This window comes from Mesorhizobium sp. M1334, assembly GCF_040317995.1.
Classification (GTDB): Bacteria; Pseudomonadota; Alphaproteobacteria; order Rhizobiales; family Rhizobiaceae; genus Mesorhizobium.
The window spans coordinates 42,013-68,489 of the sequence record NZ_JAMYLM010000012.1; the positions used below are offsets into that span (position 1 = coordinate 42,013).

Genomic DNA, 26,477 nt, shown 5'->3' on the forward strand with positions numbered 1-26,477 from the left:
ACATTAACCGACTGACAGAGCTGGGAAATCTCAAATCCTCCGACCTTGCTCCGGTGATTGGCACAGCCGTTGCATGGTCTGTTCCGATGCAGTTAACCAGCTTGGGAGTTCAAAAGTATGAGGGGCAGTTTCTCGACAATAGCAAAAATGTTTTCGGCCGGCGTGGTCACCGCCGGCCTGCTGATGAGCGTTCCCGCCAAGGCGGCCGACGACACCATCAAGGTCGGCATCCTCCATTCGCTGTCGGGAACCATGGCGATCTCGGAGACAACGCTGAAGGACGCCATGCTGATGCTCATCGAAGAGCAGAATGCCAAGGGCGGCCTGCTCGGCAAGAAGCTCGAGGCGGTGGTCGTCGATCCGGCTTCCAACTGGCCGCTGTTCGCCGAAAAGGCGCGCGAGCTGATCTCGAAGGACAAGGTCGCCGCGGTGTTCGGCTGCTGGACCTCGGTGTCGCGCAAATCGGTGCTGCCGGTGTTCAGCGAGCTCGACAACATCCTGTTCTACCCGGTCCAGTATGAGGGTGAGGAAAGCGAGCGCAACGTGTTCTACACCGGTGCGGCGCCGAACCAGCAGGCCATTCCGGCCGTCGATTATCTGATGAGCGAGGATGGCGGTTCGGTGAAGCGCTGGGTGCTCGAAGGCACCGACTACGTCTACCCGCGCACCACCAACAAGATCCTCGAGGCCTATCTGAAGGCGAAGGGCGTTGCCGCCGAAGACATCATGGTCAACTACACGCCGTTCGGCTTCTCCGACTGGCAGACCGAAGTTTCGGCGATCAAGAAGTTCGGCTCGGCCGGCAAGAAGACCGCCGTCGTCTCGACCGTCAATGGCGACGCCAACGTGCCGTTCTACAAGGAGCTCGGCAACCAGGGCATCAAGGCCGAGGACATCCCGGTCATGGCCTTCTCGGTTGGCGAGGAAGAGCTTGCCGGTCTGGACACTGCGCCGCTGGTCGGCCATCTCGCCGCCTGGAACTATTTCGAAAGCGTCGATACGCCCGAGAACGCGAAGTTCATCGCCGACTGGCACAAGTTCATCAAGAACGACAAGCGCACCACCAACGATCCGATGGAAGCCCACTATATCGGCTTCAACATGTGGGTGAAGGCGGTCGAGAAGGCCGGCACCACCGATCCGGACAAGGTCATCGACGCCATGGTCGGCGTCTCGGTGCCGAACCTGACCGGCGGTTATTCAACCATGATGCCGAACCATCACATCACCAAGCCGGTGCTGATCGGCGAAATCCAGGCCGACGGCCAGTTCGAAACCGTCTCGCAGACGCCGGGCCTGGTGATGGGCGACGAGTGGTCTGACTACCTGCCTGACTCCAAGGACCTGATCTCCGATTGGCGCGCGCCTCTGTCCTGCGGCAACTTCAATGTCGCCACAGGCAAATGCGGCGGCAAGGGAACCAACTGATCCTCCCGGTCTGTCCTCCCAGACCGCAAAAGCCTCCGGGCGGGCTCGTCCTCCAGCCTGCCCGGAGGCGACATTCAACCTCCAAGAGCCACCAGAAACCAATGATCCTGATCCGCGCGATTGGCCTGATGCTGCTCCTCCTTCTGGGAATGCTGCTGCCGTCGAACGCTAGCGAATCCGATCTGCGCGCGGTCGTCGCCAAACTCGCCACCGCCTCCAATTTTTCAGCGATCGAAGCCGTCGTGCGCGAGCTTGCGGCAACCGGCGACACAGCCGTCGAACGGCCGCTTGCCGCGCTTGCGGAGGGCAGCCTTTACGTCCGCAAGGCCGATTCAGTAGTCTTTGTCGGCAAGGAGAGCGGCGACAGTATCGAACTGCTCGATGCGCTCACCGGCGAAAAGTCTGGCGAAGCAGCCAAGGCCGACATCACAAAGATCAAGGTCAACAACACGCTGCGCCGCGTCATCCGCGACGCGCTGGGCACGCTGACGCTGGGCTCCAAGGAACCGACGGTGCGCATTGCCGCCGCCGACACCATGTTCAAGACGCCGGACGCGGCAAACATCGAGCCGCTCGACACCGCGATCGCCAATGAGAGCGCGGCAGGCGTCAAGGCGCTGCTCGAACAGGCCCGTGCCGCATCGGTTCTCGTTTCCGACAGGCCGGAGGCCGACAAACTGGCGGCGATAGCGCTCATCGGTGCGCGCGGCGACCGGGATGCGGTGTCGCTGCTCACGTCGGTGGAGACCAGTTCCGAAGGTGCTGTGAAGGACGCGGCGACGGCGGCGATATCCAACATCAATTCGACGCTGGCGCTGTGGGATGCCGGCCAGAATATCTGGTACGGCATATCGCTCGGATCGGTGCTGCTGCTGGCGGCGATCGGCCTTGCCATCACTTTCGGCGTCATGGGCGTCATCAACATGGCGCATGGCGAGATGGTCATGCTGGGCGCCTACACGACCTTCGTCGTGCAGGCGGTTATCCGCAATTCCTTTCCCGGCCTGTTCGACTGGTCGCTGGTCATCGCACTGCCGCTGGCCTTCCTGGTGGCGGCGCTCGTCGGCCTTGTCATCGAGCGCGGGCTGATCCGCTTCCTCTATGGCCGGCCGCTGGAGACCCTGCTGGCGACATGGGGTGTCTCGCTGATCCTGCAGCAGGCGGTGCGCACCATCTTCGGGCCGACCAACCAGGAGGTCGGCAACCCATCCTGGATGTCAGGTTCGTTCGCGATCGGCCAGCTTTCGGTCACCTGGAACCGGCTCTGGATCCTGGCTTTTGCGCTCGGCGTCTTCGCTGTGCTGCTTTACGTGATGAAACGCACGCCCTGGGGGCTGCAGATGCGTGCCGTCACCGCCAATCGCCGCATGGCCGCCTCTATGGGCATCAGGACGCCGTGGGTCGATGCCCTGACCTTTGCATTGGGGTCCGGCATTGCCGGCATCGCCGGTGTCGCGCTCAGCCAGATCGACAATGTCTCGCCCAATCTCGGCCGCGGCTACATCATCGACAGCTTCATGGTCGTCGTCTTCGGCGGCGTCGGCAATCTCTGGGGCACGCTGGTCGGCGCCTTCTCGCTCGGCATTGTCAACAAATTCCTCGAACCCTATGCCGGAGCGGTGCTCGGCAAGATCGTCGTCCTGGTGCTGATCATCCTGTTCATCCAGAAACGCCCGCGCGGTCTGTTCGCGCTCAAGGGCAGGTCGGTGGAAGCATGATCACGCGACGCTTCTTTGCCGCCGGCGCCGACCGCCGCGTCGCCATCACCATCTTCATCCTGCTGGCGGTTGCAATCGTCGTGCCGCTGCTCAATCTTGCGGTCTCCCCGACAAGTGCGTTTTACGTGCCGTCCTATATCGTCGCGCTCACCGGCAAATATCTCTGCTATGCACTGCTCGCCTTGGCCCTCGATCTCGTCTGGGGCTATTGCGGCATCCTCTCGCTCGGCCACGGCGCCTTCTTCGCGCTCGGCGGCTATGCGATGGGCATGTATCTGATGCGCCAGATCGGCTCACGCGGCGTCTACGGCAATCCGCTGCTGCCGGACTTCATGGTGTTCCTGAACTACAAGGAACTGCCGTGGTTCTGGTACGGTTTCGACCATTTCTGGTTTGCCGCGATCATGGTGCTTGCGGTACCCGGCCTGCTCGCCTTCGTCTTCGGCTGGTTTGCCTTCCGCAGCCGCGTCACCGGCGTCTACCTGTCGATCATCACCCAGGCGATGACCTATGCGCTGCTGCTTGCCTTTTTCCGAAACGACATGGGTTTCGGCGGCAATAACGGCCTGACCGACTTCAAGGATATTCTAGGCGTCAACGTGCAGGCCGACATGACACGCTCGGCGCTGTTCGCGGCTAGCGCCGTCATGCTGGCGCTCGCCGTCTTCGTCACCTGGGCAATCGTCGGTTCCAAATACGGCAAGCTTTTGATGGCGGTGCGCGACGCCGAAAGCCGCACGCGGTTTCTCGGCTGGCGGGCGGAGAACGTCAAACTGTTTGCCTTTACCGTGTCGGCGGTGATGGCCGGCATCGCCGGTGCGCTCTACGTACCGCAGGTCGGCATCATCAACCCTGGCGAATTCGAGCCGTCCAATTCGATCGAGGTGGTGGTGTGGGCGGCCGTCGGCGGGCGCGGCACCATCGTCGGGCCGATCATCGGCGCGCTTTTGGTCAATGCCGGTAAATCCTGGTTCACCGGCGTGCTGCCGGAATTCTGGTTGTTTGCGCTGGGCGGACTGTTTGTCGCCGTCACGCTGTTCCTGCCCAAGGGCATCATCGGCATGTGGGACTCCTGGCGCGGCAACGCCAAGGCGTTGCGGGCGGCCTCGGTTGCCGAGGAAGCCGGGATCGATCCCGATGCGCCGATGCCGCCGAAAACCGACCGTTCGGCGGCGAGAAGGCCGGGCGACTGGTCGGCCTCCAGCGCCGAACCGCAGCCGGCGGAGTGATGGTCTGATGTCGAAGAGCAACACCATCCTCTATCTCGACGGCGTCTCGGTTTCCTTTGATGGGTTTCGCGCCATCAACAACCTTTCGCTGGTGCTCGACAAAGGCGAGATGCGGGCGATCATCGGCCCCAACGGCGCCGGAAAGACGACGATGATGGACATCGTCACCGGCAAGACGCGGCCCGATGCGGGCGAGGTTTTCTTCAACGGTGAGGTCGACCTGACCAAACACGACGAGGCCGAAATCGCCATGATGGGCATCGGCCGTAAATTCCAGAAGCCGACCGTCTTCGAAAGCCACACGATCGAGGACAATCTGATGCTGGCGCTGAAAGGCCCGCGCTCGATCTTCCCGGCACTGTTCCATCGTCGCTCGGCCGCGGAAGTGCGGCAGATCGACGACATCCTCGGCATCATCCGGCTTGGCGACAAGCGCGACGAACTCGCCGCCAATCTGAGCCACGGCCAAAAGCAATGGCTCGAGATCGGCATGCTTCTGGCGCAGGATCCGCTGCTGCTGCTGGTCGACGAACCGGTTGCCGGCATGACCGACGCCGAGACCGAGGAAACCGCGCGGCTGCTCAGGGATATCGCGCGCGACCATTCGGTCATCGTCGTCGAGCACGACATGCATTTCGTGCGCGAGCTCGGCGTCAAGGTTACCTGCCTGCACGAAGGCTCGGTGCTTTCCGAGGGCAGCCTCGACTTCGTTTCGGCCGACGAGCGCGTCGTCGAAGTCTACCTGGGGAGATGATCATGGTCTGGCGCGTTCCGTTCCATCATTTCGACCTTTCGTTCTTCACGCGTTGGAGAAAGCGCTGACCATGCTCGAAGTCTCCAATGCCACGCTGCATTACGGCGCCGCTCAGGCGCTGCGCGGTGTCTCGCTGACAGCCGCCGCCGGCAAGATCACCTGCGTGCTCGGCCGCAACGGCGTCGGCAAGACCAGTTTGATGAGATCGATCGTCGGCCATCACCGGCTGACGAGCGGAAGCGTTGCCTTCGAGGGGAAGGCGCTCGACCGGAGCGCGGCGTATGATCGCGCCCGGTCGGGCATCGCATTCGTGCCGCAGGGCAGGGAGATATTTCCGCTGCTTACGGTGCGGGAAAACCTCGAATCGGGTTTTGCGCCGTTGAAGCGCGCCGATCGCAACATTCCCGGTCACGTCTTCGAATTGTTTCCGGTGCTGAAGCAGATGCTCGCGCGCCGAGGCGGTGATCTTTCCGGTGGCCAGCAGCAGCAGCTTGCCATCGGTAGGGCACTGGTGATGCGGCCTAAACTGCTGGTGCTCGACGAGCCGACCGAAGGCATCCAGCCGTCGATCATCAAGGACATCGGCCGCGCCATTCGCTATCTGCGCGACCAGGCCGGCATCGCCGTGCTCCTGGTCGAACAGTATCTCGATTTCTGCCGGGAATTGGCCGACGAGGTCAACATCATGGACCGTGGCCAGATCGTTCATACTGGCCCGGCCGAGGATCTCGACCGGGCGGACGTCCGCAAATTCCTGACCGTCTGAATTCTTATTGATTCTATTACTTTGCAACTCTGGCGCGCTGCAGATTGCGTGCTAGATTTTGCTTGGCCTTGGTGAGTCGGCCGCTTTCCGTACCAGTTTCAACTTGGCAGATCAGGGGAAGGCGCGGATGCGTCGGCACGCTTGCGCGCAAGCCCTTCCCTTCGAGCGATCTGTTGTCGTCCAACATTTCGGGTGCTTGGGAGCCAGGGCCAGTCAATGGAGTGCTATGTCGAGGACTACCAGAAACGACGGCTCACGAGCGCGTCGACATCCTGACAGCCATCAACATTCTGAAATCGCAGGGGTATGACCACGACGAACTCATCGCGGAGATCACCAAGGTCTTCTATGTCGATCTCGATGCCTTTAACGAGATCGTCAGGGTTGATCGGCGTCCGGACGAACGCGCCGCATAGCCGGTAGTTTAGGACCAAGCCACGCGGACCACCGACAGCGGGGCGTCAGCCTGCGACCCGCTTCATCAGCGCGATGGCGCCGAATGGAGCGCGGACCTTGCCCTCTGTGATGAAGTAGACGAACACATCGCGTGGCTTGACCGGCGCGTCGGTTGAAGGATCGGCACGCGACAGGTCGGCCGGCACCTTGCCTTCCGCCCAGGTTTTTGCGCGCGCCGCCCATTCGTCGAGCGCCTTTGGCGTGTAGCAATCGGGATTGTCGTCGCTGCCGGTCTGCAGCCGCGCATAGATGAAATCGCCGGTAACGTCGGCAATCCCAGGATATTTGGCGTGGTCGGCATAGACGATGGCGGCCTTGTGCTTTCGCGCCAAGGCGGCGAACTCCGGCACGACGAAGCTGTCGTTACGCACCTCGACCGCGTGGCGCAGCGCAACGCCGTCCTGCTTTTCCGGCAACAGCTTGAGGAAGGCCTCGAAATCGTCCGGGTCGAATTTCTTGGTCGGCGCGAACTGCCACAGGATCGGCCCGAGCTTGTCGCCAAGTGCCGCGACGCCCGACCCGAGGAAGCGCATGATCGATTCCCCGGCCTCGCCGAGCACGCGGCGGTTGGTGACGAAGCGGTTGCCCTTCAGCGAATAGACGAAACCATCCGGCGCCTCGTTGGCCCATTTGACGAAGGTCGGCTCCTTGAAGCTCGAATAATAGGTGCCGTTGACCTCTATAGTGGGCACCTGCCGGCTGGCATAATGCAGTTGCTTGGCCTTCGACAATTTGTCCGGGTAGAAGGACGTGTCCCACGGCTCGAAGGTCCAGCCGCCCATGCCGGCGCGGATTGTTCCTGATTGAGTCATGGTCGTCCTCCCGGTTTGCAGAAAAGGATCACGCGATGGCGGTCGTCTCGACGGCTTTCGCCATGTCGACGACCGTCCATCCTGGCCGATATGGATTGGGCCGGCGACCCGTTTCGCGAAAGCCGTAGGCCTTATACAACGAAACGTTCCGTTCCATTCTGGCATTGGTGTAGAGTCGGATCTCAGGCAAGCTCCACAAGCGCGTCTGTTGCTCGGCCCAGTCGAGCAGCCCGATGCCGAAACCCTTGCCCTGAAAGGCTGGCGCAACGGCAACGCTGAAGATCATTGTATGGTCCGCATGTCGTTCGAGAACGATCAAGCCGGCCGGCTGTCCGTTCTGCTCCAAAAGCCAGACCTCGCCGCGTTGGATGCGCGGCGCATAGTCCTCGGTGACTGGGATCGGCGGCGCTCCGAACAGGGCAGTGTAGGGCGCGTAGGCGTCGGTGGTGAGCGAAATCACCGTGGGGAGATCATCGGCCCGAGCGGCTCTCATCATCAAAACTGGCCCGCGCCGGCAGCGGCCGCAATCACCTTGTCCATGCCGTCGGCGATCGCAGCGACGGCATTGCGACTGGCGTCGCCCAAGCCGTGGCGCTCAGCGAGCCAGTGCGCGTCATTGTAGGAGAGCCAGACCTCGCCTTGCTCGTCCTCCCAAGCCAGTGCCTTGACCGGCAGATCGATGCCGGCAAGCTGCCGGTCCTGCATCAGTGGCGTACCGCCTTTCGGATTGCCGAAAATCAGGAGCTGGGTTGGACGCAGTGATGTTTCGACGCTGCGCGCACCAGCGGCGTGATCAATGCGGGCGAAGACCAGCAATCCTGCACGTTCGACAGTTTCGACCAGGCGATCGATGGTTTCGGTCACGCCGAAGCGGCTTTGGACCGTGATGAGACCGTTCTTTGCCATCACTCCGCCGCTTCGCGCTTGCCTCCGGGGCGCCGCTCCAGCAATTCCCTCAGGAACTGCCCGGTATAGCTGCGTTTTTCGCGGACGATGTCCTCCGGCGTGCCGGACGCCACCAGCTCGCCGCCGCCGTCACCACCTTCGGGGCCAAGATCGAGAACCCAGTCAGCGGTCTTGATCACCTCTAGATTGTGCTCGATGACGACGACCGTGTTGCCCTGGTCGACCAGCTCGTGCAGCACTTCAAGCAACTTGGCGACGTCGTGGAAATGCAGGCCGGTGGTTGGCTCATCGAGAATGTAGAGCGTCTTGCCGGTCGCCTTGCGCGACAGTTCCTTGGCAAGCTTGATGCGCTGCGCCTCGCCGCCCGACAAGGTCGTTGCCTGCTGGCCAACATGGATGTAGCCGAGGCCGACCCGTTTCAGCGTCTCCAGCTTGTCGCGCACGCCTGGCACGGCGGCGAAGAAATCGACGCCTTCCTCGACCGTCATGTCGAGAACGTCGGCGATCGACTTGCCCTTGAAAAGGACGTCCAGTGTTTCGCGGTTGTAACGCTTGCCGTGGCAGACGTCGCAGGTGACGTAGACGTCGGGCAGGAAGTGCATCTCGATTTTGATGACGCCGTCGCCCTGGCAGGCCTCGCAGCGGCCGCCCTTGACGTTGAACGAGAAGCGGCCCGGCTGGTAGCCGCGCGCCTTGGCCTCCGGCAAGCCGGCGAACCAGTCGCGGATCGGCGTGAAGGCGCCGGTATAGGTGGCGGGGTTGGAGCGCGGGGTGCGCCCGATCGGCGACTGGTCGATGTCGATGACCTTGTCGAGGAATTCCAGCCCCTCGATGCGGTCGTGCTCGGCCGGATGCTCGCGCGAGCCCATGATGCGGCGCGACGCCGCCTTGAACAGGGTCTCGATCAGGAAGGTCGACTTGCCGCCGCCGGACACGCCGGTGACGGCGGTAAACGTGCCGAGCGGGATTTCGGCGGTGACGTTCTTCAGATTGTTGCCGCGCGCGCCGACGACCTTCAGCCGGCGGTTCTTCTTGGCCTCGCGCCGCACTGCCGGCGTCGCCACTTCGAGCTCGCCCGACAGATATTTGCCGGTGATCGAAGCGGGCGTCGCCATGATCTGCTGCGGCGTGCCCTGAGCGATGATGTGGCCGCCATGAATGCCGGCGGCCGGGCCGATATCGACGACATAGTCGGCGTGCAGGATGGCGTCCTCGTCATGCTCGACGACAATCACTGTGTTGCCGATGTCGCGCAGATGCTTCAGCGTATCGAGCAGGCGGGCATTGTCGCGCTGGTGCAGACCGATCGACGGCTCGTCCAGCACGTAAAGTACGCCGGTCAGGCCGGAGCCGATCTGCGAGGCAAGACGGATGCGCTGGCTCTCGCCGCCTGACAGCGTGCCGGAGTTGCGCGACAGCGTCAGATAATCGAGCCCGACATCGTTGAGGAAGCGCAGCCGCTCGCGGATTTCCTTGAGCACGCGCACCGCAATCTCGTTCTGCTTGTCGTTGAGCGAAGCGGGCAGATCGGTGAACCACTGGTCGGCCTTGCGGATCGACAGCTCGGTGACCTCGCCAATGTGCTTGCCGGCGATCTTGACCGCGAGCGCCTCGGGCTTCAGCCGATAGCCGCGGCAGGCCGGGCAGGGCGTGGCCGACATGAAGCGCTCGATCTCCTCGCGCATCCAGGCGGATTCGGTTTCCTTCCAGCGGCGCTCGAGGTTGGGGATGACGCCCTCGAAGGTCTTGGTCGTCTTGTAGGAGCGCAGGCCGTCATCGTAGTGGAAGGTGATTTCGCGCTCGCCGGTGCCGTGCAGGATGGCTTGCTTTGCCTCTTCGCTCAGATCCTTGAACTTGTCGCCGAGCTTGAAGCCGTAGGCAACGCCCAGCGCTTCCAGCGTTTGCGCATAATAGGGCGACGTCGATTTCGCCCAAGGGCTGACGGCGCCGGCGCGCAGCGAGACATTCTCGTCGGGCACGACCAGGCTGGCATCGATCGCGCGTTGGCTGCCGAGCCCATCGCAGGTCGGGCAGGCGCCGAACGGATTATTGAAGGAGAACAGCCTGGGCTCGATCTCGGGAATGGTGAAACCGGATACCGGGCAGGCGAACTTTTCCGAGAACAGCATGCGTTCATGCGTCTCGTTCTTCGATTTGTTGACCGAATCCTCGCCGGTCTGGCTGGCATCGAGCGGCCTGTCGGCAAATTCCGCTACCGCCAGTCCGTCTGCAAGTTTCAGCGCGGTCTCGATGGAATCGGCGAGCCGCGTCGCCAGATCGCCGCGCACGACGATGCGGTCGACGACAACGTCGATGTCATGCTTGTACTTCTTGTCCAGCGCCGGCACGTCGGCGATCTCGTAGAAGACGCCATCGACCTTGACGCGCTGAAAACCCTTCTTCTGCAGCTCCAGCAGTTCCTTGCGGTACTCGCCTTTGCGGCCGCGCACCATCGGCGCCAGGATGAACAGCCGGGTGCCTTCCTCGACTGCAAGCACCCGGTCGACCATCTGCGAGACCGTCTGGCTCTCGATCGGCAGGCCGGTGGCCGGCGAATAAGGTACACCGACGCGGGCGAACAAAAGCCGCATATAATCGTAGATCTCGGTGACGGTGCCGACAGTCGAACGTGGGTTCTTCGAGGTGGTCTTCTGCTCGATGGAGATGGCTGGCGACAGGCCGTCGATCTGGTCGACGTCCGGCTTCTGCATCATTTCGAGGAATTGTCGTGCATAGGCCGAAAGGCTCTCGACATAGCGGCGCTGGCCCTCGGCATAGATCGTGTCGAAGGCAAGCGACGACTTGCCTGACCCCGACAGCCCGGTCATGACGATCAGGCTGTCACGCGGCAGGTCGAGATCGACATTCTTCAGATTGTGTTCGCGTGCCCCGCGAATGGAGAGATATTTATGGTCGGCCATCGCCGGTCGCCGCCTCAGAATCTGGAATTCGTGGGATGGGCGGGTTTTCCCGACCATCCCCTATGTAGGTAATTTCGCCGCCTTTTCGAGAGACGCCACAACTCTCGACCAAAGCGTTTAACCGCCTTTCGCGCGAACGGGCAAGCGGAAAGAACAAAGGCCGAACACGCTCCTGACAAAAGCTGCCCGTGCGGCTGGGTTCACCCGGGGTTCACAAAGCGTCTCGCGATCACATTTTTCGGTAATCGGCCATTCAAGGTTGACGTCCATCTGTCACGGGGGCAGACTCCAAACGTCAACGAAGCCGGCCGTCTTTCGATGGCCTCGCGGCCTGGGGCTAGCCTGCGAGACGCCGCGGGTTATGCGATGAGCGCTTCGACGACAGTCGCAACGAACAGAAGGAGAGCAGAGGCATGACTCCACCGGACAGTTCCTTGAGGCTCCACGTGTCGCTGGAGCCGCGGCAGGTATAAGTGGCTAGGCCAGGCGTTTTGCGCTACCTGCCAACGTTGACCTGCCGATCCCCACAACAATCAGAGACTGCTAGTCGGATCGTCGGCTGAACGCCGCGAAGCATCCGAAATAAAAAGCCGGCAGTACACTCCCGGCAATTTGGATTTTAGATCCAAGAAGCCCCGTCAATTGCACAAGCAATGACGGGGCTGTTCGTTTGAAGCGCACATTGTGGTGCATACCAGGCGAACTTACCGGCTGGGGGGTCTGATTCCGCCGGTAGCGACATCGATGGTTATGCTGCCGGAAATCCGAACGTCGGTATCGCCGATCTTGAACGTGCCGTTGCCGCTGCTTGGAACCGCGTCGTCGGGCTCAGGCTGCGGCCCTGGCTCGGCGATGCGATAGTCGCTGGTCACGCCGGGCAGGGCGCCCTTTTGCGAAGACGTCGAATTATCTTGGGCAAATGCCATGTCCACCAGCATGTTCGTGCCGGCCACAGTAGCGATAGCAAGGCACAACAGGCTGGATGAACGGCTGGCGGTCATCGCCGCACTATAGTGCATAGTGCCGTGATGGCGGCAAGACCAGATCGATGGCGCTGAAATTGCGGGCGCTCAACCGCCTCGGTTGCGTCCGCCGGCCCGGCTCGTTCATGCGGCCTGCTTGCGAGTGTCGAAAACATGGTCGACGAGTCCCCAATCCTTGGCCTCCTGGGCGGTCATGAAAAAGTCGCGGTCGAGCGTGCGTTCCACTTCTTCGTAGGTGCGGCCGCAATGGTGGGCGTAGAGATCGGTCATGCGCCGCTTGGTGCGAAGGATGCCCTCGGCATGGCGCTGGATATCGGAGGCTTGGCCCTGGAAACCGCCGAGAGGCTGATGCAGCACGATGCTGGTGTTGGGTAGCGCGATACGCCGCCCTGGCGTGCCCGCCATCAGGAGAAACGAGGCCATCGAGGCGGCGAAGCCCATACAAACGGTGGAGACCGGGCAGCTGATATACTGCATCGTATCGTAGATGGCGAAACCGCTGGTCACCACGCCACCCGGCGAGTTGATGTAGAGCGAGACCTCCTTGTCGGGATTGTCGGATTCCAGCGACAGAAGCTGGGCGCAGACCAGCGCCGAGGTGCCGTCGTCGATCGGCCCGTTGATGAAGACGATGCGCTCGCGCAGCAGCCGCGAAAATATGTCGAAGGCACGTTCGCCGCGGCTCGACTGCTCGATCACCATCGGCACCAAATTGGCAAGGCCGCTCATCGTTATCTCCTTTGACTGTCGTCGTTCAGGCCGCGCGCATAAAGAGGCGCGGGGTGTTTGCGGCGTTCTGCTTGTACTTGGGAGTGCGCGCTTCAAACGAAAGTCGGCAACCGGCGCCTGCGATCGCGATCTCCGGCACTGCTGCCCGAGCAAAACCATCATGGACGATGCGCAGATGCGTGCCGCCGGAAACGGTGCGGTCGAGCGTAAAGGTGACGATGCTGTCCACTGGGCTATCGTTCATTGGGCTGCCCACCGGGCTGTCGGGCGGCACCTGCGTATCGCCGGGCGCCGGCCGCTCCCGCCAGGAATAGCGCAGCAGCCGTCCGGGATCCGCGTCGAGGATTTCGCACTCGATCGGCGCAGCCGGCGCTTTAAAGGCAAAGCGGTTGCCGACCTTTGGTTCAATGTCGTTTGGCATCATCCAGGCCGCGAGCAGGTCCGGCACTGTCAGCGCCCGCCACACTTTTTCCGGCGGCTCGGCCAACTCGCACTCGAACTCGATCTTGTCTGCCGCCATTTCCGCGCGTTCTTTGCCTCGGCTGGTCATTGGTCCATGTCCTTCAAAACCGTCTTGAGCCTTTCGATGCGCTCTGGCCAGAACGCGCGGTAGCGTTCGATCCAGCCGAGCAGCGGCGCAAGCCCGTTCGGATCGGCGCGATAATAGGCATTGCGGCCGGCCCGGCGTTCGACCACGAGGCCGGCACCTCGCAGCACCGCGAGATGCTGCGATACCGCCGGCTGCGAAACCGGCATGCCATTACGGAGTTCCGATACCGTCATCTCGCCGTCGGCGAGCCGCTCATAGACGGCGCGACGCGTTGGATCGGCCAGTGCCCGAAAAATCTCTGCTTCGATCATTCCAAAAGCATAAGTCGATACTTATCGGTTTGGCAAGTCGCGTTTTTAAGACAGGCAGTGTTTTTTGCGACGAGCGAGATTTTACAAACGCGTCGGAAGCCAGCGTCTCACCATGTCTGGAGATCCGTTAAACGTTGCCTCAAAAACTGGTGACGCGAGCACGGCATGAATATGAAGCAGTTCGGAGCCGACGTTTCGGAAGCCATGTTGCCTGTGCGCGGCAACAACAAGCGACTGTCCGGCAGTCAAGACGAGATGCTCGTCATCGATCCACATCTCGGCCCTGCCGGCGATGACGGTAAGCACTTCCTCGACCGGGTGCCAATGTGTCGGGGCGCCAACCGCAGGTTCGACCCATTGTTCAAATATGCAAAGTTGAGTTGCGCCGTTGCAGGCCGAGACATGCATGCGGGTCTTTACTCCCGTCCGCCATTCTTCTTGCGGCTGATCGTCATGCTCGACCATCTTCATTGAGTTCGCCTCGATCTCCGGGTTCGTGGAAGTTCGACGCCAAGACACTACCTGTTACTGACATCTATTGACAGTGCAGGACCTTTAACCTAGAACGAAAAGAGAACAAAAAACCTTGTGGGAAAAGGCAGCCACAGCAGGCAGGGATTATCCATAGTCTGTAAGGTGCAGCGACAGAAAATCTGGTTTCGGATGAGCGCGGAGAAGTATCATGGCGGGTAGCGTCAACAAGGTCATTCTGGTGGGCAACCTCGGTGCGGACCCTGAAATCCGCCGCCTGAATTCGGGTGACCCGGTCGTCAATATCCGCATCGCGACGTCGGAAAGCTGGCGCGACAAAACATCTGGAGAGCGCAAGGAAAAGACCGAGTGGCACAATGTCGTGATTTTCAACGACCAGATCGCCAAGGTGGCCGAGCAGTATCTGAAGAAAGGCATGAAGGTCTATGTCGAGGGCCAGCTGCAGACGCGCAAATGGCAGGACCAGACCGGCAATGACCGCTATACGACTGAGGTTGTGTTGCAGAAATTCCGCGGCGAGCTGCAGATGCTCGACGCACGGGGCGAGGGCGGCGGCCAGGTCGGCAACTATGCCGGTGGTGGTGCGAGCCGCGGTTCCGATTTCGGCCAGTCAGGCCCGGGCGAAAGTTTCAATCGCGGTGGCGCCAACAAGGGCGGCGGCGGCGGTTCATCGCGCGAGCTGGACGACGAAATCCCGTTCTGATTTCTCGGGGCGGACTGCCCTTGCGGCGAAAAGCGCCAGCACCTTGGCCACGAAATGGCGTCCCGAAAATCGGTCTTGGATTTTCGGGACGTTATGCGTTTGAGCGGTGAAAGGACGTATCAAGTGAAAGCAAGGGTCAAATGGGTGGAGGAGCGCACTTTTGTTGGCGAGTCCGCCAGTGGGCACAAGCTGGTGCTAGGCACGGCGTTCGGGCCGGAGGGCAAGACGCCGGGGCCGAGCCCAATGGAACTGGTGCTGATCGGCACCGGAGGCTGCTCGGCCTATGACGTGGTCCATATCCTCGAAAAGGGGCGCGAGGCGGTCGAAGATTGCGTGGTCGAACTCGATGCCGACCGTGCAGAAGCCGATCCCAGGGTGTTCACCCGCATTCACATGCATTTTGTCGTCAAGGGCCGGGCGCTGTCACACGACAAGGTGAAGCGGGCGATCGGGCTTTCGATCGAGAAATACTGCTCGGCCTCGGCAATGATGGCCAAGACTGCCGAGATTACCCATGACTTCGAAGTCATTGAAACGACAGCGAAGTAGGGCAGTTCCTAGGTCGCCATCAGCGCCTTGATGCCGTCGGCGACGAACTGTATGGCGAGCGCCGCCAGGATGACGCCGAGCAGCCGTGTCAGGATCGAACGGCCGGTTTGGCCGAGAATACGGTCGATGCGCTCTGACAGCACGAACACCAGGTAGGTGATGACGAGGCAGATGGCGATGATGCCGACAAGGGCTGTCTGCGCGCCAAAACCCTGAAACGAGCTTGAGAGCAGGACGGTCGCCGAAATCGCGCCGGGACCCGCAATCAGCGGGATCGCCAGCGGAAAGGCGGCGATGTTGTGGATCATGTCCCTGGTGATGGCGACGTCGCCGATCTTCTCCTTACGGTCCTGCCGGCGCTCGAACACCATTTCGAAGGCGATGAAGAACAGCAGAAAGCCGCCGGCGACGCGGAAGGCCGGCAGGGTGATGCCGAAGACCGACAGGATCGACGCGCCGGCGATTGCGAACAATGCCATCACCAGGAAAGCGATGATCGAGGCGCGCACGGAGACCTGGTTGCGCTCCTCGCGGTTCATGCCGCGGGTCACGGCAAGGAAGAGCGGCGCGAGGCCGGGCGGATCGATCGTCACCAGTATGGTGACGAAGGCGTTGAACAGGCTGTCGAAGCTCGGCATGCTGACCCTCCCCGCCGGCAACGCCGGTTAGCGGGATTGGTAGAGCAAAGCGAAGCCAGTGGAAACCGTGCGGATCAGGGGCTGGCGGTGCGGCGCGCCAGAAACTCGACTTCGAGACGCCAGGTGGCGCCGTCGTCATACGAACGCTCGCCCAGCCAGCGGAAGGAATCTCCGGTGATCCGGGAAAAGCTCCAGCGTACCGAAGGGCCGGTGCCGTCTGCGCCTAATTGGACGATCGTGTCGCCTTCGACGCGGCCCAGCTGGCGGCTGTAATACTGGTTGCGCGGGTCGCTCCAGAAGATGTGCCAGGCGTCGACGCCTGGGTCATAGACGCGCAACGTCGTGCCATAGAAGGTCCATTTGCCGAGCGAAGGGGAGGAACCAGCGTCACGAGCTGGCAGGATCCATACGTCCTGGATCGCGCGGCCTTCAAGCACCCAGCCGAAATGCACCTCGCCGCGCCCGGTCAGCACCTGACCGTCTTCGAGATGGCGCGTGGCGTCGAACGTCCAGGCGCCGACGAAGCGGCCGTAAAGGTTCAGTTTCTCGGCAAGGGCCGGTGTGGGCCCATCGCTGTGCAGGGCCTTGGCAAAGGAATTGGACATGGCTTCGCTCTCATCTTGTCAGGAGACCGACAAGCATAGAGGCCGGCAGGGGTTCTGCGCTTGGGAAAAATTGCTATGTTTGGGCGATGACGACGAGCGCGCATAGGCTGGCGTCGGGCCGAGGCTGGCAGGTGTCGGATGTCATCTGCACCGCCAGCGCCGCTGACAGGCCATTCGAGGAGGAGCATCGGGATTTCTGCGTTGCTGCCGTAACCAGCGGCACCTTCCGCTATCGTGCCCGCCAGGGCACGGCGATGCTGGCGCCGGGCGCGCTCCTGCTCGGCAATCCCGGCACATGCTACGAGTGCGGGCACGAGCATGGCGCCGGCGACCGCTGCCTCTCCTTCCATTTCGGACCGGCCTGCATGGAGCGGATCGTCGCCGACGTGCCGGGCGCCAAGACGTTCGATTTCAGCACGCCGCACCTGCCGCCCTTGCCGGCGCTGGTGCCGCTGCTCGCCGAAGCGGAGGCGGCGCGCGAGATGGCCGACACCGGCGCGTTCGAGGAACTCGCCCTGCGCATTGCCGGTGCCGCGGTAACAGCGGCTTGCAGCGCAACGGATCGGGGACGGACGCCGAGCCGCCGTGACCAGAAGCGTGTTGCCGAAGCGGTGCGGCGCATTGAAGTCGATGCCGACCGGCCGATCTCGCTTGCCGAACTCGCCGACGAGACCGCCACAAGCCCTTACCATTTCCTGCGCACCTTCCGGCACGTTGCCGGTATGACGCCCTACCAATTCCTGCTGAGAACGCGGCTGCACAGGGCAGCCGTGCGGCTGCGGACGTCAGATAACACAATTTCGGCGATCGCCTTTGCGGCGGGATTCAACGATCTATCAACCTTCAACCGCCGTTTCCGGCGGCTGATGGGCGAGGCGCCGGGTACTTATCGCGCCCGCCGGCGACGCCGGTGAACGGGTGCCACGGCCATATCGTCGCAATTGGTGTATCCTTTTGAATTTGCCGCTAAAAACCACATTGGAAAACTGCCGCGATTGTTGGAGTTTCGGGCCGGCTTCCTATATAAGCACCAAGTGATTCCTGATTAGATTGTGATCCGATTTGACTGACCAAAAGACACCGCGCGGCGCCGACGGCGGCCCCACCGGCATCGAGCCGATATCCATCATCGAGGAGATGCAGCGCTCTTATCTCGATTACGCCATGAGCGTGATCGTCAGTCGCGCGCTGCCGGACGTGCGCGACGGCCTCAAGCCGGTGCATCGCCGCATCCTCTACGCCGCCTATGAGAGCGGCTATCACTGGAATCGTAAATATGTGAAATCGGCACGCCCGGTCGCCGACGTGATGGGTAAATACCATCCGCACGGCGACGCCTCTATCTACGACGCTTTGGTGCGCATGGCGCAGGACTGGTCGCTGCGCGTGCCGCTGATTGACGGGCAGGGCAATTTCGGCTCGATCGACGGCGATCCGCCCGCGGCGATGCGCTACACGGAATCGCGGCTGACCAAGGTCGCGCATGAGTTGCTGGAAGACATCGACAAGGACACCGTCGATTTCCAGGACACTTACGATGCGTCGGGCAGCGAACCGAAAGTCCTGCCGGCGCGCTTTCCGAACCTGCTGGTCAACGGCTCCGGCGGCATCGCCGTCGGCATGGCCACCAACATCCCGCCGCACAATCTGGGCGAGGTCTGCAACGGCGCCATTGCCCTCATCGACAATCCAGCGATCGACCTTCCGGCGCTGATGGAGATCATTCCGGGACCGGATTTCCCGACCGGCGGCATCGTGCTTGGCCGTTCCGGCATCTACAGCGCCTATTCGACCGGCCGCGGCTCCATCGTCATGCGCGGCCGCGTCAACGTCGAGGCGCGCGGCAACGACCGTGAATCGATCGTCATCACCGAGGTTCCCTATCAGGTGAACAAAGCGTCGATGATCGAGAAGATGGCCGAACTGGTGCGCGACAAGCGCATCGAGGGCATTTCCGACATTCGCGACGAGAGCGACCGCCAGGGTTACCGCGTCGTCATCGAACTGAAGCGCGACGCCGTCGCCGACGTCATCCTCAACCAGCTTTACCGCTTCACTCCGCTGCAGACGTCCTTCGGTGCCAATATGGTGGCGCTGAACGGCGGCAAGCCGGAATTGCTGACGCTGACCGATATGCTGAAGGCGTTCGTCGCCTTCCGCGAGGAGGTGATCAGCCGGCGCACGAAATTCCTGCTGCGCAAGGCGCGCGACCGCGCCCATGTGCTGGTCGGCCTTGCCATCGCTGTTGCCAATATCGATGAAGTCATCAAGCTGATCCGCAGCGCTCCGGACCCGCAGACGGCGCGCGAGCAGTTGATGGAGCGGCGCTGGCCTTCGGGCGACGTGGAATCGCTGATTCTTCTGATCGACGACCCGCGCCATCGCATCAACGAGGACGGTACCTACAATCTCTCCGAGGAGCAGGCGCGCGCCATCCTCGAACTGCGCCTGCAGCGCCTGACCGCGCTCGGCCGCGACGAGATCGCCGACGAGCTGAACACGATCGGCGACGAGATCAAGGACTACCTGGACATCCTGTCGTCCCGCGCCCGCGTCCAGCAGATCGTCAAGGACGAGCTCATCGCCGTGCGCGACGAGTTCGGCACGCCGCGCCGCACCGAGCTCGCCGAGGGCGGGGCGGACATGGAAGACGAGGACCTGATCCAGCGCGAGGACATGGTCGTCACGGTCAGCCATTCCGGCTATATCAAGCGCGTGCCGCTGTCGCTCTACCGGGCGCAGCGCCGCGGCGGCAAGGGCCGCTCCGGCATGTCGACCAAGGAAGAGGATTTCGTCACCCGGCTGTTCGTCGCCAACACGCACACGCCGGTGCTGTTCTTCTCTTCGCGTGGCATCGTCTACAAGGAAAAGGTCTGGCGCCTGCCGATCGGCAACCCGCAATCGCGCGGCAAGGCGCTGATCAATATGCTGCCGCTCGAACAGGGCGAGCGCATCACCACGATCATGCCGCTGCCGGAGGATGAGACGAGTTGGGGCGAGCTCGACGTCATGTTTGCCACCACGCGTGGCACCGTGCGTCGCAACAAGCTGTCGGACTTCGTCCAGGTCAACCGCAACGGCAAGATCGCCATGAAGCTGGACGAGGAAGGCGACGAGATCCTCGGCGTCGAGACCTGCACCGATAATGACGACGTGCTTTTGACGGCAAGTTCCGGCCAGTGCATCCGCTTCCCGGTCAGCGACGTACGCGTCTTCCAGAGCCGCAATTCGGTGGGCGTGCGCGGCATCGCCATGGCCGATGGCGACCGGGTGATCTCGATGGCGGTGATCGAGCACGTCGATGCGCCTCCGGCGGAGCGTGCCGCCTATCTCAAGCGGGTGGTGGCTGAACGCCGGCTCGCCGCCGACATCGCCGCCGGTGAGGAGGAAGAAATCCAGCTTACCAACGAAGAGGTCGGCGAAGAGGCGGAGCTTTCGGACGAGCGCTACGAATTCCTCAAGGCACACGAGCAGTTCGTGCTGACGGTGACGGAATATGGCTACGGCAAGCGTTCGTCGTCGTACGATTTCCGCCTGACCGGTCGCGGCGGCAAGGGTATCCGCGCCACCGACGTTTCGAAAACGGCCGAAATCGGCCGTCTGGTGGCGACCTTCCCGGTCGGCAATGATGATCAGATCATGCTGGTTTCGGATGGCGGCACCGTCATCCGCGTCCCGGTCAACGGCATTCGCTTCGCCAGCCGCGCCACCAAAGGCGTTACGATCTTTAATACCGCAGAGGGCGAGAAGGTCGTTTCGGTGGAGCGGATTTCGGAGCCGCAGGCGGACGAAGAGATCGAAGAGGGTGTCGAGGCTGAAAGCGGCGCTGCTACCGAAGGTGGGGAGCCTGACAACAACAACGTCGAGTGAGTTGCCACGACGCCGCCAGCCCGATAGGTCGGTCCGGTGTTGTCAACAAACACTCTAGAAATGCCGATAAGGCCTACGGATGCCGAAGCCTTCGAACTGCTTGGTATTGGCCTTGGCGCGGACGCGCTGTGCTTCCTGATGTAACCCGAATACGGTAGCGATCAGCATGGCGACGGTCATTGCGGTGGCAAGCATGTAGATCAGCATGTGCGTGTTCTCCTGCGCCTAACAACGATCAGGTGGGTGTTTGGTTTCATCTTTTGCAGCTGCAACTTAGTGAACACTGCGTGAAGCCGTTGTGAGCGGCACATTCATCTGTCGTTCACGTCGGCCAAAAGGTTCATGGGGCGGGCCTGTCGATCGGATTTGCCTTTAGGGGAGAGGCTCGCTAGAAGCACCTGCCATGACCGAACGCATCGCCCTTTATGCCGGCTCTTTCGACCCGCTGACCAACGGCCATCTCGACGTGCTGAAGGCATCGCTGGCCGTGGCGGATACAATCTTTGCGGCGATCGGCACCCATCCCGGCAAGAAGCCGTTGTTTTCCTTCGAGGAACGGGTTGGCCTGATCGAAACGGCCGCGAAGGCGGAATTCGGCAGCGACGGTGCGCGTATCAAAGTGGTCGCCTTCGACGGACTGGTCATCGATGCGGCCAGGAAGCATGGCGCCTCGATCATGATCCGCGGCCTGCGCGACGGCACCGATCTTGACTATGAGATGCAGATGGCCGGCATGAACGAGACCATGGCGCCGGAGCTGCAGACGGTGTTCCTGCCCGCCAGCCCCTCGGTGCGCACCATTACCGCCACACTTGTGCGCCAGATAGCTTCGATGGGAGGCGACATCCGCCCCTTCGTGCCGGCGGCCGTGGCCGGCGCGCTCGCCGCCAAATTCGCGAAATAAATGCATGTCACCCAAAAGTGGAACCCGGCTTTGGGTAACGACATGCATGAACGAAGATATTCGGAGAAAGATCCCATGCAGCTGAAAAAGCTTGCCTTCTTGCTTGCCGTGTTTGCCGGTCTTGTGACCGCATCCGTGTCGGCCTTTGCCGCTGATCCGGAAAACACCATGATCGTAACGCTGAAAGACGGCGAGGTGACCATCGCGCTGAGGCCCGACCTTGCGCCGAAACACGTCGCGCAGATCAAAAAGCTGGTGCGCCAGGGCGCCTACGACAACGTCGCCTTTCACCGCGTCATCGACGGCTTCATGGCGCAGACCGGCGACGTCAAGTTCGGCAACATGAAGAGCGGCTTCAATGCCGACGCTGTCGGCACCGGCGGCTCCGATCTTCCTGACCTGCCGGCCGAATTCTCCAGTACCGAGCACTACCAGCGCGGCGTGGTCGGCATGGCCCGCTCCGATGATCCGAATTCCGCCAATTCGCAATTCTTCATCATGTTCGCGCCGGCACCGCCGCTCGATGGCCAGTACACCATCGTTGGCAATGTCGTCAGCGGCATGGAGCTGGTGGACCACATCAAGAAAGGCGACGAGGCGCAGAACGGGACGGTGACCGATCCCGATCGCATGATCAAGGTGCGCATCGCCGCCGACGGCAAGTAAACCCAAGTTTCAAAAGGATATTTCTGACATGGCCGAAATCAAGGACCGCGAGAACGCGCTTATCATGGACACGACCAAGGGCAAGGTCGTCATCGAATTGTTTCCAGATCTGGCGCCCGGCCATGTCGGCCGTATCAAGGAGCTAGCACGCGAAGGCGCCTATGACGGCGTGGTCTTCCACCGCGTCATCGACGGCTTCATGGCGCAGACCGGCGACGTGAAGTTCGGCAATTCCAACAAGCCGTCTTTCGCGCCGTCGCGCGCCGGCACTGGCGGTTCCGACAAGCCCGATCTGAAGGCCGAGTTCTCCAACGCCAACCATGGCCGCGGCACCTGTTCGATGGCGCGCTCGCAAAACCCGAACTCGGCCAATTCGCAGTTCTTCATCTGCTTCGACGACGCCGCCTTCCTCAACCGCCAGTACACTGTATGGGGCCAGGTCATCGAAGGCATGGACAATGTCGACAAGATCAAGCGCGGCGAACCGGTGCAGGACCCCGACAAGATCGTATCGCTCAAGGTTGCGGCCGACGTAAAATGACCGGCCGGGCTGTCGCGGCCATCGCATTTGTGCTCGTCGCGGCGGCCACTCCGGCGCTGGCGACGGAATCGATCGTCTGCAGCGCCGACGGCGGCGCGGCATCGATTGATGTTTTGATGGGACACACGGCCGTCATTGCGGTGGCGCGTGTGTGGCTGGATGCCGGCGGCAAGACATGGACCACGGACGGACAGCCAGGCTCAACGAAAGTCATCGTTGGACAGGCATTCGAAGACGACGAGCGCATGCTGATCGATCTCACTGATGAGGGCCTCAGCTCGATCGTCGCCAAATTGCGGCTGGTCAAGGCCAGTGAGCAGTCCAGTTTCGCGATGGGCGGCACGCTGAGCATTGACGGTGTCGGTGCCTGGGCGGTGACCTGCCCGGAACCTTGAGGCGGGGTTTTCTTGCGCGTCGACCTTTTCGACTTCGATCTGCCGGAAGAACGCATCGCGCTTCGCCCAGCCGAGCCGCGCGACAGCGCCAGGATGCTGGTGGTCAGGCCGGGTGAGGGGCTCGAAGACCTGACGGTGCGCGACCTGCCGGCCCTGCTCAAGGCCGGTGATGTGCTGGTCTTCAACGACACCAAGGTCATTCCGGCACAATTGAAGGGCATCAGGCGGCGCGGCGAAGCAGCAGCGCAGGTCGAAGCCACGCTGCATATGCGGACGGCGCCCGACCGCTGGCTCGCCTTCATGCGTCCGGGCAAGCGCATTGCAGCCGGCGACCGCATCCATTTCGGTCATGATGCCAATTCCTGCTTTCTCGGCCAACTCGATGCAACCGTGATCGAGAAGGGGGAAGGCGGCGAGGTGCTGCTCAGCTTCGACCTGTCAGGGCCGTTCCTCGACGAAGCGCTGCACGCTGTCGGCCACATCCCGCTGCCGCCCTACATCGCCTCCAAGCGTGACGACGACGAACGCGACCGAAGCGATTACCAGACCATTTATGCCAGGGAGGAGGGCGCGGTCGCCGCGCCGACGGCAGGGCTGCATTTCACGCCGGAGCTGTTTGCGACGCTCGATGCCAAGGGCATAGAGCGCCGTTTCGTCACGCTGCATGTCGGCGCCGGTACGTTCCTGCCGGTGAAGGCGGACGACACCGCCGACCACAAGATGCACGCCGAGACCGGTTCGGTCAGCGCGGAAACCGCCGAGGCGCTGAATGCGGCGAAAGCAAAAGGAGGGCGCATTATCGGTGTCGGCACGACATCGCTGCGGTTGCTGGAGAGCGCGGCTGGCGAGGAGGGCAGGCTGGCCGCATGGTCAGGCCCGACCGACATCTTCATCACCCCCGGCTATCGCTTCAAGACCGCCGACATGCTGATGACCAATTTCCATCTGCCGCGTTCGACGCTGTTCATGCTGGTCTCGGCCTTCTGCGGTTTGCAGACGATGCGGGCGGCCTATGCGCATGCCATCGAGAATCGCTACAGGTTTTATTCCTATGGAGACGCAAGTCTTCTGTTCAGGGAGGATAGTAATGGACGATGACCTGGAAACCTTCGACCGCGAAGCATTGATCGGCGAGGTCAGGAAATTACGCGCCGGCATCCGCCAACACCGCGACGCCACCGGCCATGATCTGTGCTGGCATCATCCCGACCTGTGGTCGCTTTTGCCCGAAAAGACCGAGCCGGCGATTGCCGTGCCGCCGTGGCCGAAATTCATGCGCGGCTGCATCCGCTACCGTCAATCGCTCGATAAGCAAGCTCCGGACGCGCTGGTATTCGACAAGGAGTTCGATGGCTAGGGAATTCAATGACTGACGCATTCACCTTCAAGGTGCTGGCGACCGACGGCAGGGCGCGGCGTGGTGCAATCACCATGCCGCGCGGGGAAATCCGCACGCCTGCCTTCATGCCGGTCGGTACCGGCGGCACGGTGAAGGCCATGTATATGGATCAGGTGCGCGGCGTCGGCTCGGACATCATCCTTGGTAATACCTACCACCTGATGCTGAGACCTGGCGCCGAGCGCGTGGCGCGGCTCGGCGGCCTGCATGAGTTCGCCCGCTGGCCGCATCCGATCCTGACCGACAGCGGCGGCTTCCAGGTGATGTCGCTATCGAAGCTGAGGAAACTGACCGAGAACGGCGTGACCTTCCGTTCGCATATCGACGGCGGCGCCTTCGAGATGTCGCCGGAGCGTTCGATTGAGATCCAGGGGCTGCTCGATTCTGACATCCAGATGCAGCTCGACGAATGCACGGCTCTGCCGGCCAAGCAGAACGAGATCGAGCGTGCCATGGAGTTGTCGTTGCGCTGGGCCGAGCGTTGCAAGACGGCATTCGGCGAGCAGCCCGGCAAGGCGATGTTCGGCATTGTGCAAGGCGGCGACGTGCCGGATCTGCGGCTGCGCTCGGCGCAGGCGCTGAAGGCAATGGAGCTGAAGGGCTACGCGATCGGCGGGCTGGCTGTCGGCGAGCCGCAAGGGGTGATGCTGGAGATGCTCGACATCACTTGCCCGGAGCTGCCGGCTGACCGGCCGCGCTACCTGATGGGCGTCGGCACCCCGGACGACATTTTGAAGTCGGTGGCGCGCGGCATCGACATGTTCGACTGCGTGATGCCGACGCGGGCAGGGCGCCACGGCCTTGCATATACACGGCGCGGCAAGGTCAATCTGCGCAACGCCCGCCATGCCGACGATCCGCGTCCGCTCGATGAGGAAAGCGACTGCCCGGCCGCACGCGACTATTCGCGCGCCTATCTGCACCATCTGGTGCGCTCGCAAGAGGCGCTTGGGGCGATGCTCCTGACCTGGAACAATCTGTCCTATTACCAGCAGCTGATGCGCGACATTCGTGAAGCGATCGAAGCTGGCAGGTTGGAAGCACGCTCAGCTGAGATTTCCGAAGGCTGGAGGCGGGGCGATCTCCCAGTGAGGTGATCGAAGGCTCAAGTGCTGAGCGACACGGACGCGCGCAGGCTGCAGCCGGTGATCCGAAAGCTGCCGTCGGGCTGCTGCTCGAGCGTATAGACCGCTTCATAGTCCTTGCCGTCCGGTCCGACGATCAGCACCTGCTGGATGATCGAGGTCGGGCTCGTCTCACGAACCTTGCCGAAAGAGTAGGTCTGCGGCTGGCGCACCGGCGGATAGCCGTTGGTCACCATGTTCATGAAGGTATCGACGGTCGGAAAGAGGCGCTTCACATTCGGTGCGGCAAAGCTGTAGGCCGTCATTCCGTCATTGGCGATGAAGGCCCTCAACTGACCATCGATGACCGTCTGCGCCGCTTTGACTTCGGCGTCGCCAGCAAAGGCCTGGGATGCGAAAATGAATGGAACGACTGCGAATGCGAAAAACGCGCGGCGCATGGCCTGTCTCCGTTGTCCCCGAGAAATCGCTGCCTGAAGGTACATGATACCATACGCTTTGCCATGCTTCAGGGTTTCAGCCGAGCGTAAACATTCGGCGTAGCAGTGCGCGTCCGAGCCGAGAAAGCATTGTCGAGGCGAGACAGCCTGAGCGATTGGCGATGCTTGAAAGCCGGGCGGCAGTCTGCCACAAGGGCCGCTCGATTAGAGCGTGCGATGTTGGACAGGACCAGGCAATGAAGGCATTTTTCGTGCAGATAAAGTGCGATCTGGGCAAGGCCTACGACGTTGCCAGCGCCCTGGCCGATGCCGAGATTGCTTCGGAAATCTACTCGACAGCCGGCAACTACGACCTGCTCGCCAAATTCTATGTCGACGACGAGGAAGACATCGGCCACTTCGTCAACGAGAAAGTGCAGATTCTCCCGGGCATCAAGGATACGTTTACGGTCGTCACCTTTCGCGCGTTTTGATCTCCATCCGACATTTGCCCGGACACCAGGCAAAGCCTGATCAAGGCCCTATTGGTGCTGCCTTAATTTTAGGCAACCGCGATATACTGATCGCCGGCGCCCGCCAAATCGCCGATTGCGCTTGATTTTCTCCAGCGAGGCCAGTGAAATGGCG

Annotated in this window: 30 protein-coding genes and 1 pseudogene; 18 read left to right on the forward strand and 13 right to left on the reverse strand. The window is 62.0% G+C overall.

Translation table 11 applies throughout. The annotated features are described in order from the left end of the window. Nucleotides 1-117: 117 nt before the first annotated feature. The 6 genes and pseudogenes from urtA to NKH17_RS20260 all read left to right on the forward strand — a co-directional run bounded on the left by urtA (nt 118) and on the right by NKH17_RS20260 (nt 6,311). Complete coding sequence (gene urtA / locus NKH17_RS20235; RefSeq protein WP_502894309.1) at nt 118-1,428, forward strand: urea ABC transporter substrate-binding protein; 1,311 nt, start codon at nt 118-120, stop codon at nt 1,426-1,428. Nucleotides 1,429-1,529: 101 nt separating this feature from the next. Further along, complete coding sequence (gene urtB, locus NKH17_RS20240) at nt 1,530-3,146, forward strand: urea ABC transporter permease subunit UrtB (RefSeq protein WP_352899022.1); 1,617 nt, start codon at nt 1,530-1,532, stop codon at nt 3,144-3,146. Further along, nucleotides 3,143-4,375 carry an urea ABC transporter permease subunit UrtC gene (urtC, locus tag NKH17_RS20245; RefSeq protein ID WP_352899019.1) on the forward strand — a complete coding sequence of 411 codons (1,233 nt, stop codon included), beginning with the start codon at nt 3,143-3,145 and terminating at the stop codon, nt 4,373-4,375. The genes urtB and urtC overlap by 4 nt, the downstream gene beginning before the upstream one ends. Before the next feature lie 7 nt (nt 4,376-4,382). Further along, the gene (gene urtD, locus NKH17_RS20250; protein WP_352478979.1) at nt 4,383-5,129 is read left to right on the forward strand and encodes an urea ABC transporter ATP-binding protein UrtD; all 747 of its coding nucleotides are present in this window, start codon (nt 4,383-4,385) and stop codon (nt 5,127-5,129) included. A 70-nt stretch (nt 5,130-5,199) separates the two neighbouring features. Beyond that, nucleotides 5,200-5,895: an urea ABC transporter ATP-binding subunit UrtE gene (urtE, locus tag NKH17_RS20255; protein WP_352899016.1), complete on the forward strand. Its 696-nt coding sequence runs from the start codon at nt 5,200-5,202 to the stop codon at nt 5,893-5,895. A gap of 216 nt (nt 5,896-6,111) precedes the next feature. Next, nucleotides 6,112-6,311: pseudogene (locus NKH17_RS20260) on the forward strand (hypothetical protein). Between the two features lie 45 nt (nt 6,312-6,356). Here the strand turns inward: NKH17_RS20260 and NKH17_RS20265 are convergent. The 9 genes from NKH17_RS20265 to NKH17_RS20305 all read right to left on the reverse strand — a co-directional run bounded on the left by NKH17_RS20265 (nt 6,357) and on the right by NKH17_RS20305 (nt 14,034). After that, the gene (locus tag NKH17_RS20265) at nt 6,357-7,163 is read right to left on the reverse strand and encodes a DUF72 domain-containing protein (RefSeq protein WP_352478977.1); all 807 of its coding nucleotides are present in this window, start codon (nt 7,161-7,163) and stop codon (nt 6,357-6,359) included. A 28-nt stretch (nt 7,164-7,191) separates the two neighbouring features. Continuing rightward, complete coding sequence (locus NKH17_RS20270; RefSeq protein ID WP_352645580.1) at nt 7,192-7,662, reverse strand: GNAT family N-acetyltransferase; 471 nt, start codon at nt 7,660-7,662, stop codon at nt 7,192-7,194. Next, nucleotides 7,659-8,069, reverse strand: a complete 411-nt coding sequence (locus tag NKH17_RS20275) for a DUF302 domain-containing protein (RefSeq protein ID WP_352645582.1) — start codon at nt 8,067-8,069, stop codon at nt 7,659-7,661. Before NKH17_RS20275 ends, NKH17_RS20270 begins: the two co-directional genes overlap by 4 nt. Further along, nucleotides 8,069-10,990 carry an excinuclease ABC subunit UvrA gene (gene uvrA / locus NKH17_RS20280; protein ID WP_352645584.1) on the reverse strand — a complete coding sequence of 974 codons (2,922 nt, stop codon included), beginning with the start codon at nt 10,988-10,990 and terminating at the stop codon, nt 8,069-8,071. The genes NKH17_RS20275 and uvrA overlap by 1 nt, the downstream gene beginning before the upstream one ends. 704 nt (nt 10,991-11,694) lie before the next feature. After that, on the reverse strand, nt 11,695-11,991 hold the full coding sequence (locus NKH17_RS20285) for a hypothetical protein (RefSeq protein ID WP_352479042.1): 297 nt from the start codon (nt 11,989-11,991) through the stop codon (nt 11,695-11,697). Between the two features lie 105 nt (nt 11,992-12,096). After that, nucleotides 12,097-12,702, reverse strand: a complete 606-nt coding sequence (locus tag NKH17_RS20290) for an ATP-dependent Clp protease proteolytic subunit (RefSeq protein ID WP_254817374.1) — start codon at nt 12,700-12,702, stop codon at nt 12,097-12,099. Between the two features lie 25 nt (nt 12,703-12,727). Continuing rightward, nucleotides 12,728-13,252 carry an SRPBCC family protein gene (locus NKH17_RS20295; protein ID WP_352478974.1) on the reverse strand — a complete coding sequence of 175 codons (525 nt, stop codon included), beginning with the start codon at nt 13,250-13,252 and terminating at the stop codon, nt 12,728-12,730. Next, entirely contained in the window at nt 13,249-13,563 is a 315-nt protein-coding gene (locus NKH17_RS20300; protein ID WP_352478973.1) for an ArsR/SmtB family transcription factor, read from the reverse strand. Before NKH17_RS20300 ends, NKH17_RS20295 begins: the two co-directional genes overlap by 4 nt. Before the next feature lie 81 nt (nt 13,564-13,644). Further along, the gene (locus NKH17_RS20305; protein ID WP_352478972.1) at nt 13,645-14,034 is read right to left on the reverse strand and encodes a cupin domain-containing protein; all 390 of its coding nucleotides are present in this window, start codon (nt 14,032-14,034) and stop codon (nt 13,645-13,647) included. 211 nt (nt 14,035-14,245) lie between these two features. Here NKH17_RS20305 and NKH17_RS20310 point away from each other — a divergent pair, with 211 nt between their 5' ends. Beyond that, a complete protein-coding gene (locus NKH17_RS20310) occupies nt 14,246-14,758 on the forward strand; it encodes a single-stranded DNA-binding protein (RefSeq protein WP_023674867.1) in 513 nt (170 codons plus the stop codon). A 123-nt stretch (nt 14,759-14,881) separates the two neighbouring features. Continuing rightward, nucleotides 14,882-15,307 (forward strand): OsmC family protein, encoded by a 426-nt coding sequence (locus NKH17_RS20315; RefSeq protein WP_352455706.1) that lies wholly within the window; start codon nt 14,882-14,884, stop codon nt 15,305-15,307. Nucleotides 15,308-15,315: 8 nt separating this feature from the next. Here NKH17_RS20315 and NKH17_RS20320 read toward each other — a convergent pair whose 3' ends face one another. Both NKH17_RS20320 and NKH17_RS20325 read right to left on the reverse strand, forming a co-directional pair. Further along, nucleotides 15,316-15,945: a MarC family protein gene (locus NKH17_RS20320; RefSeq protein WP_254817370.1), complete on the reverse strand. Its 630-nt coding sequence runs from the start codon at nt 15,943-15,945 to the stop codon at nt 15,316-15,318. Nucleotides 15,946-16,019: 74 nt separating this feature from the next. Next, nucleotides 16,020-16,550 (reverse strand): hypothetical protein, encoded by a 531-nt coding sequence (locus tag NKH17_RS20325; protein WP_352478971.1) that lies wholly within the window; start codon nt 16,548-16,550, stop codon nt 16,020-16,022. An 86-nt stretch (nt 16,551-16,636) separates the two neighbouring features. Between NKH17_RS20325 and NKH17_RS20330 the strand changes: the two genes are divergently transcribed. Beyond that, the gene (locus tag NKH17_RS20330; RefSeq protein WP_352478970.1) at nt 16,637-17,464 is read left to right on the forward strand and encodes a helix-turn-helix transcriptional regulator; all 828 of its coding nucleotides are present in this window, start codon (nt 16,637-16,639) and stop codon (nt 17,462-17,464) included. A gap of 148 nt (nt 17,465-17,612) precedes the next feature. Further along, nucleotides 17,613-20,420, forward strand: coding sequence for a DNA gyrase subunit A (gene gyrA / locus NKH17_RS20335; RefSeq protein ID WP_352806995.1), 2,808 nt, complete (start codon nt 17,613-17,615; stop codon nt 20,418-20,420). A 54-nt stretch (nt 20,421-20,474) separates the two neighbouring features. On the opposite strand, the gene NKH17_RS20340 is transcribed toward gyrA, so the two are convergent. Continuing rightward, on the reverse strand, nt 20,475-20,627 hold the full coding sequence (locus NKH17_RS20340; RefSeq protein WP_352478968.1) for a hypothetical protein: 153 nt from the start codon (nt 20,625-20,627) through the stop codon (nt 20,475-20,477). Nucleotides 20,628-20,823: 196 nt separating this feature from the next. On the opposite strand from NKH17_RS20340, the gene coaD reads away from it, so the two are divergent. The 7 genes from coaD to tgt all read left to right on the forward strand — a co-directional run bounded on the left by coaD (nt 20,824) and on the right by tgt (nt 25,422). Further along, on the forward strand, nt 20,824-21,324 hold the full coding sequence (coaD, locus tag NKH17_RS20345; RefSeq protein ID WP_352478967.1) for a pantetheine-phosphate adenylyltransferase: 501 nt from the start codon (nt 20,824-20,826) through the stop codon (nt 21,322-21,324). Nucleotides 21,325-21,399: 75 nt separating this feature from the next. Then, nucleotides 21,400-21,990, forward strand: a complete 591-nt coding sequence (locus tag NKH17_RS20350; RefSeq protein WP_352478966.1) for a peptidylprolyl isomerase — start codon at nt 21,400-21,402, stop codon at nt 21,988-21,990. 28 nt (nt 21,991-22,018) lie between these two features. Next, a complete protein-coding gene (locus NKH17_RS20355) occupies nt 22,019-22,531 on the forward strand; it encodes a peptidylprolyl isomerase (RefSeq protein WP_254817363.1) in 513 nt (170 codons plus the stop codon). After that, nucleotides 22,528-22,926, forward strand: coding sequence for a hypothetical protein (locus tag NKH17_RS20360; RefSeq protein WP_352899008.1), 399 nt, complete (start codon nt 22,528-22,530; stop codon nt 22,924-22,926). Before NKH17_RS20355 ends, NKH17_RS20360 begins: the two co-directional genes overlap by 4 nt. A gap of 12 nt (nt 22,927-22,938) precedes the next feature. Beyond that, nucleotides 22,939-24,024: a tRNA preQ1(34) S-adenosylmethionine ribosyltransferase-isomerase QueA gene (gene queA, locus NKH17_RS20365; RefSeq protein ID WP_352478964.1), complete on the forward strand. Its 1,086-nt coding sequence runs from the start codon at nt 22,939-22,941 to the stop codon at nt 24,022-24,024. Next, nucleotides 24,014-24,283: a hypothetical protein gene (locus NKH17_RS20370; protein ID WP_352478963.1), complete on the forward strand. Its 270-nt coding sequence runs from the start codon at nt 24,014-24,016 to the stop codon at nt 24,281-24,283. Before queA ends, NKH17_RS20370 begins: the two co-directional genes overlap by 11 nt. Nucleotides 24,284-24,291: 8 nt before the next feature. Continuing rightward, nucleotides 24,292-25,422, forward strand: a complete 1,131-nt coding sequence (tgt, locus tag NKH17_RS20375) for a tRNA guanosine(34) transglycosylase Tgt (protein WP_352899004.1) — start codon at nt 24,292-24,294, stop codon at nt 25,420-25,422. Nucleotides 25,423-25,430: 8 nt separating this feature from the next. Here the strand turns inward: tgt and NKH17_RS20380 are convergent, their stop codons facing one another. Beyond that, nucleotides 25,431-25,850: a DUF4864 domain-containing protein gene (locus NKH17_RS20380; protein ID WP_352736588.1), complete on the reverse strand. Its 420-nt coding sequence runs from the start codon at nt 25,848-25,850 to the stop codon at nt 25,431-25,433. 236 nt (nt 25,851-26,086) lie between these two features. Between NKH17_RS20380 and NKH17_RS20385 the strand changes: the two genes are divergently transcribed. Further along, on the forward strand, nt 26,087-26,323 hold the full coding sequence (locus NKH17_RS20385; RefSeq protein WP_023674883.1) for an Lrp/AsnC ligand binding domain-containing protein: 237 nt from the start codon (nt 26,087-26,089) through the stop codon (nt 26,321-26,323). The last annotated feature ends 154 nt before the right edge of the window (nt 26,324-26,477 follow it).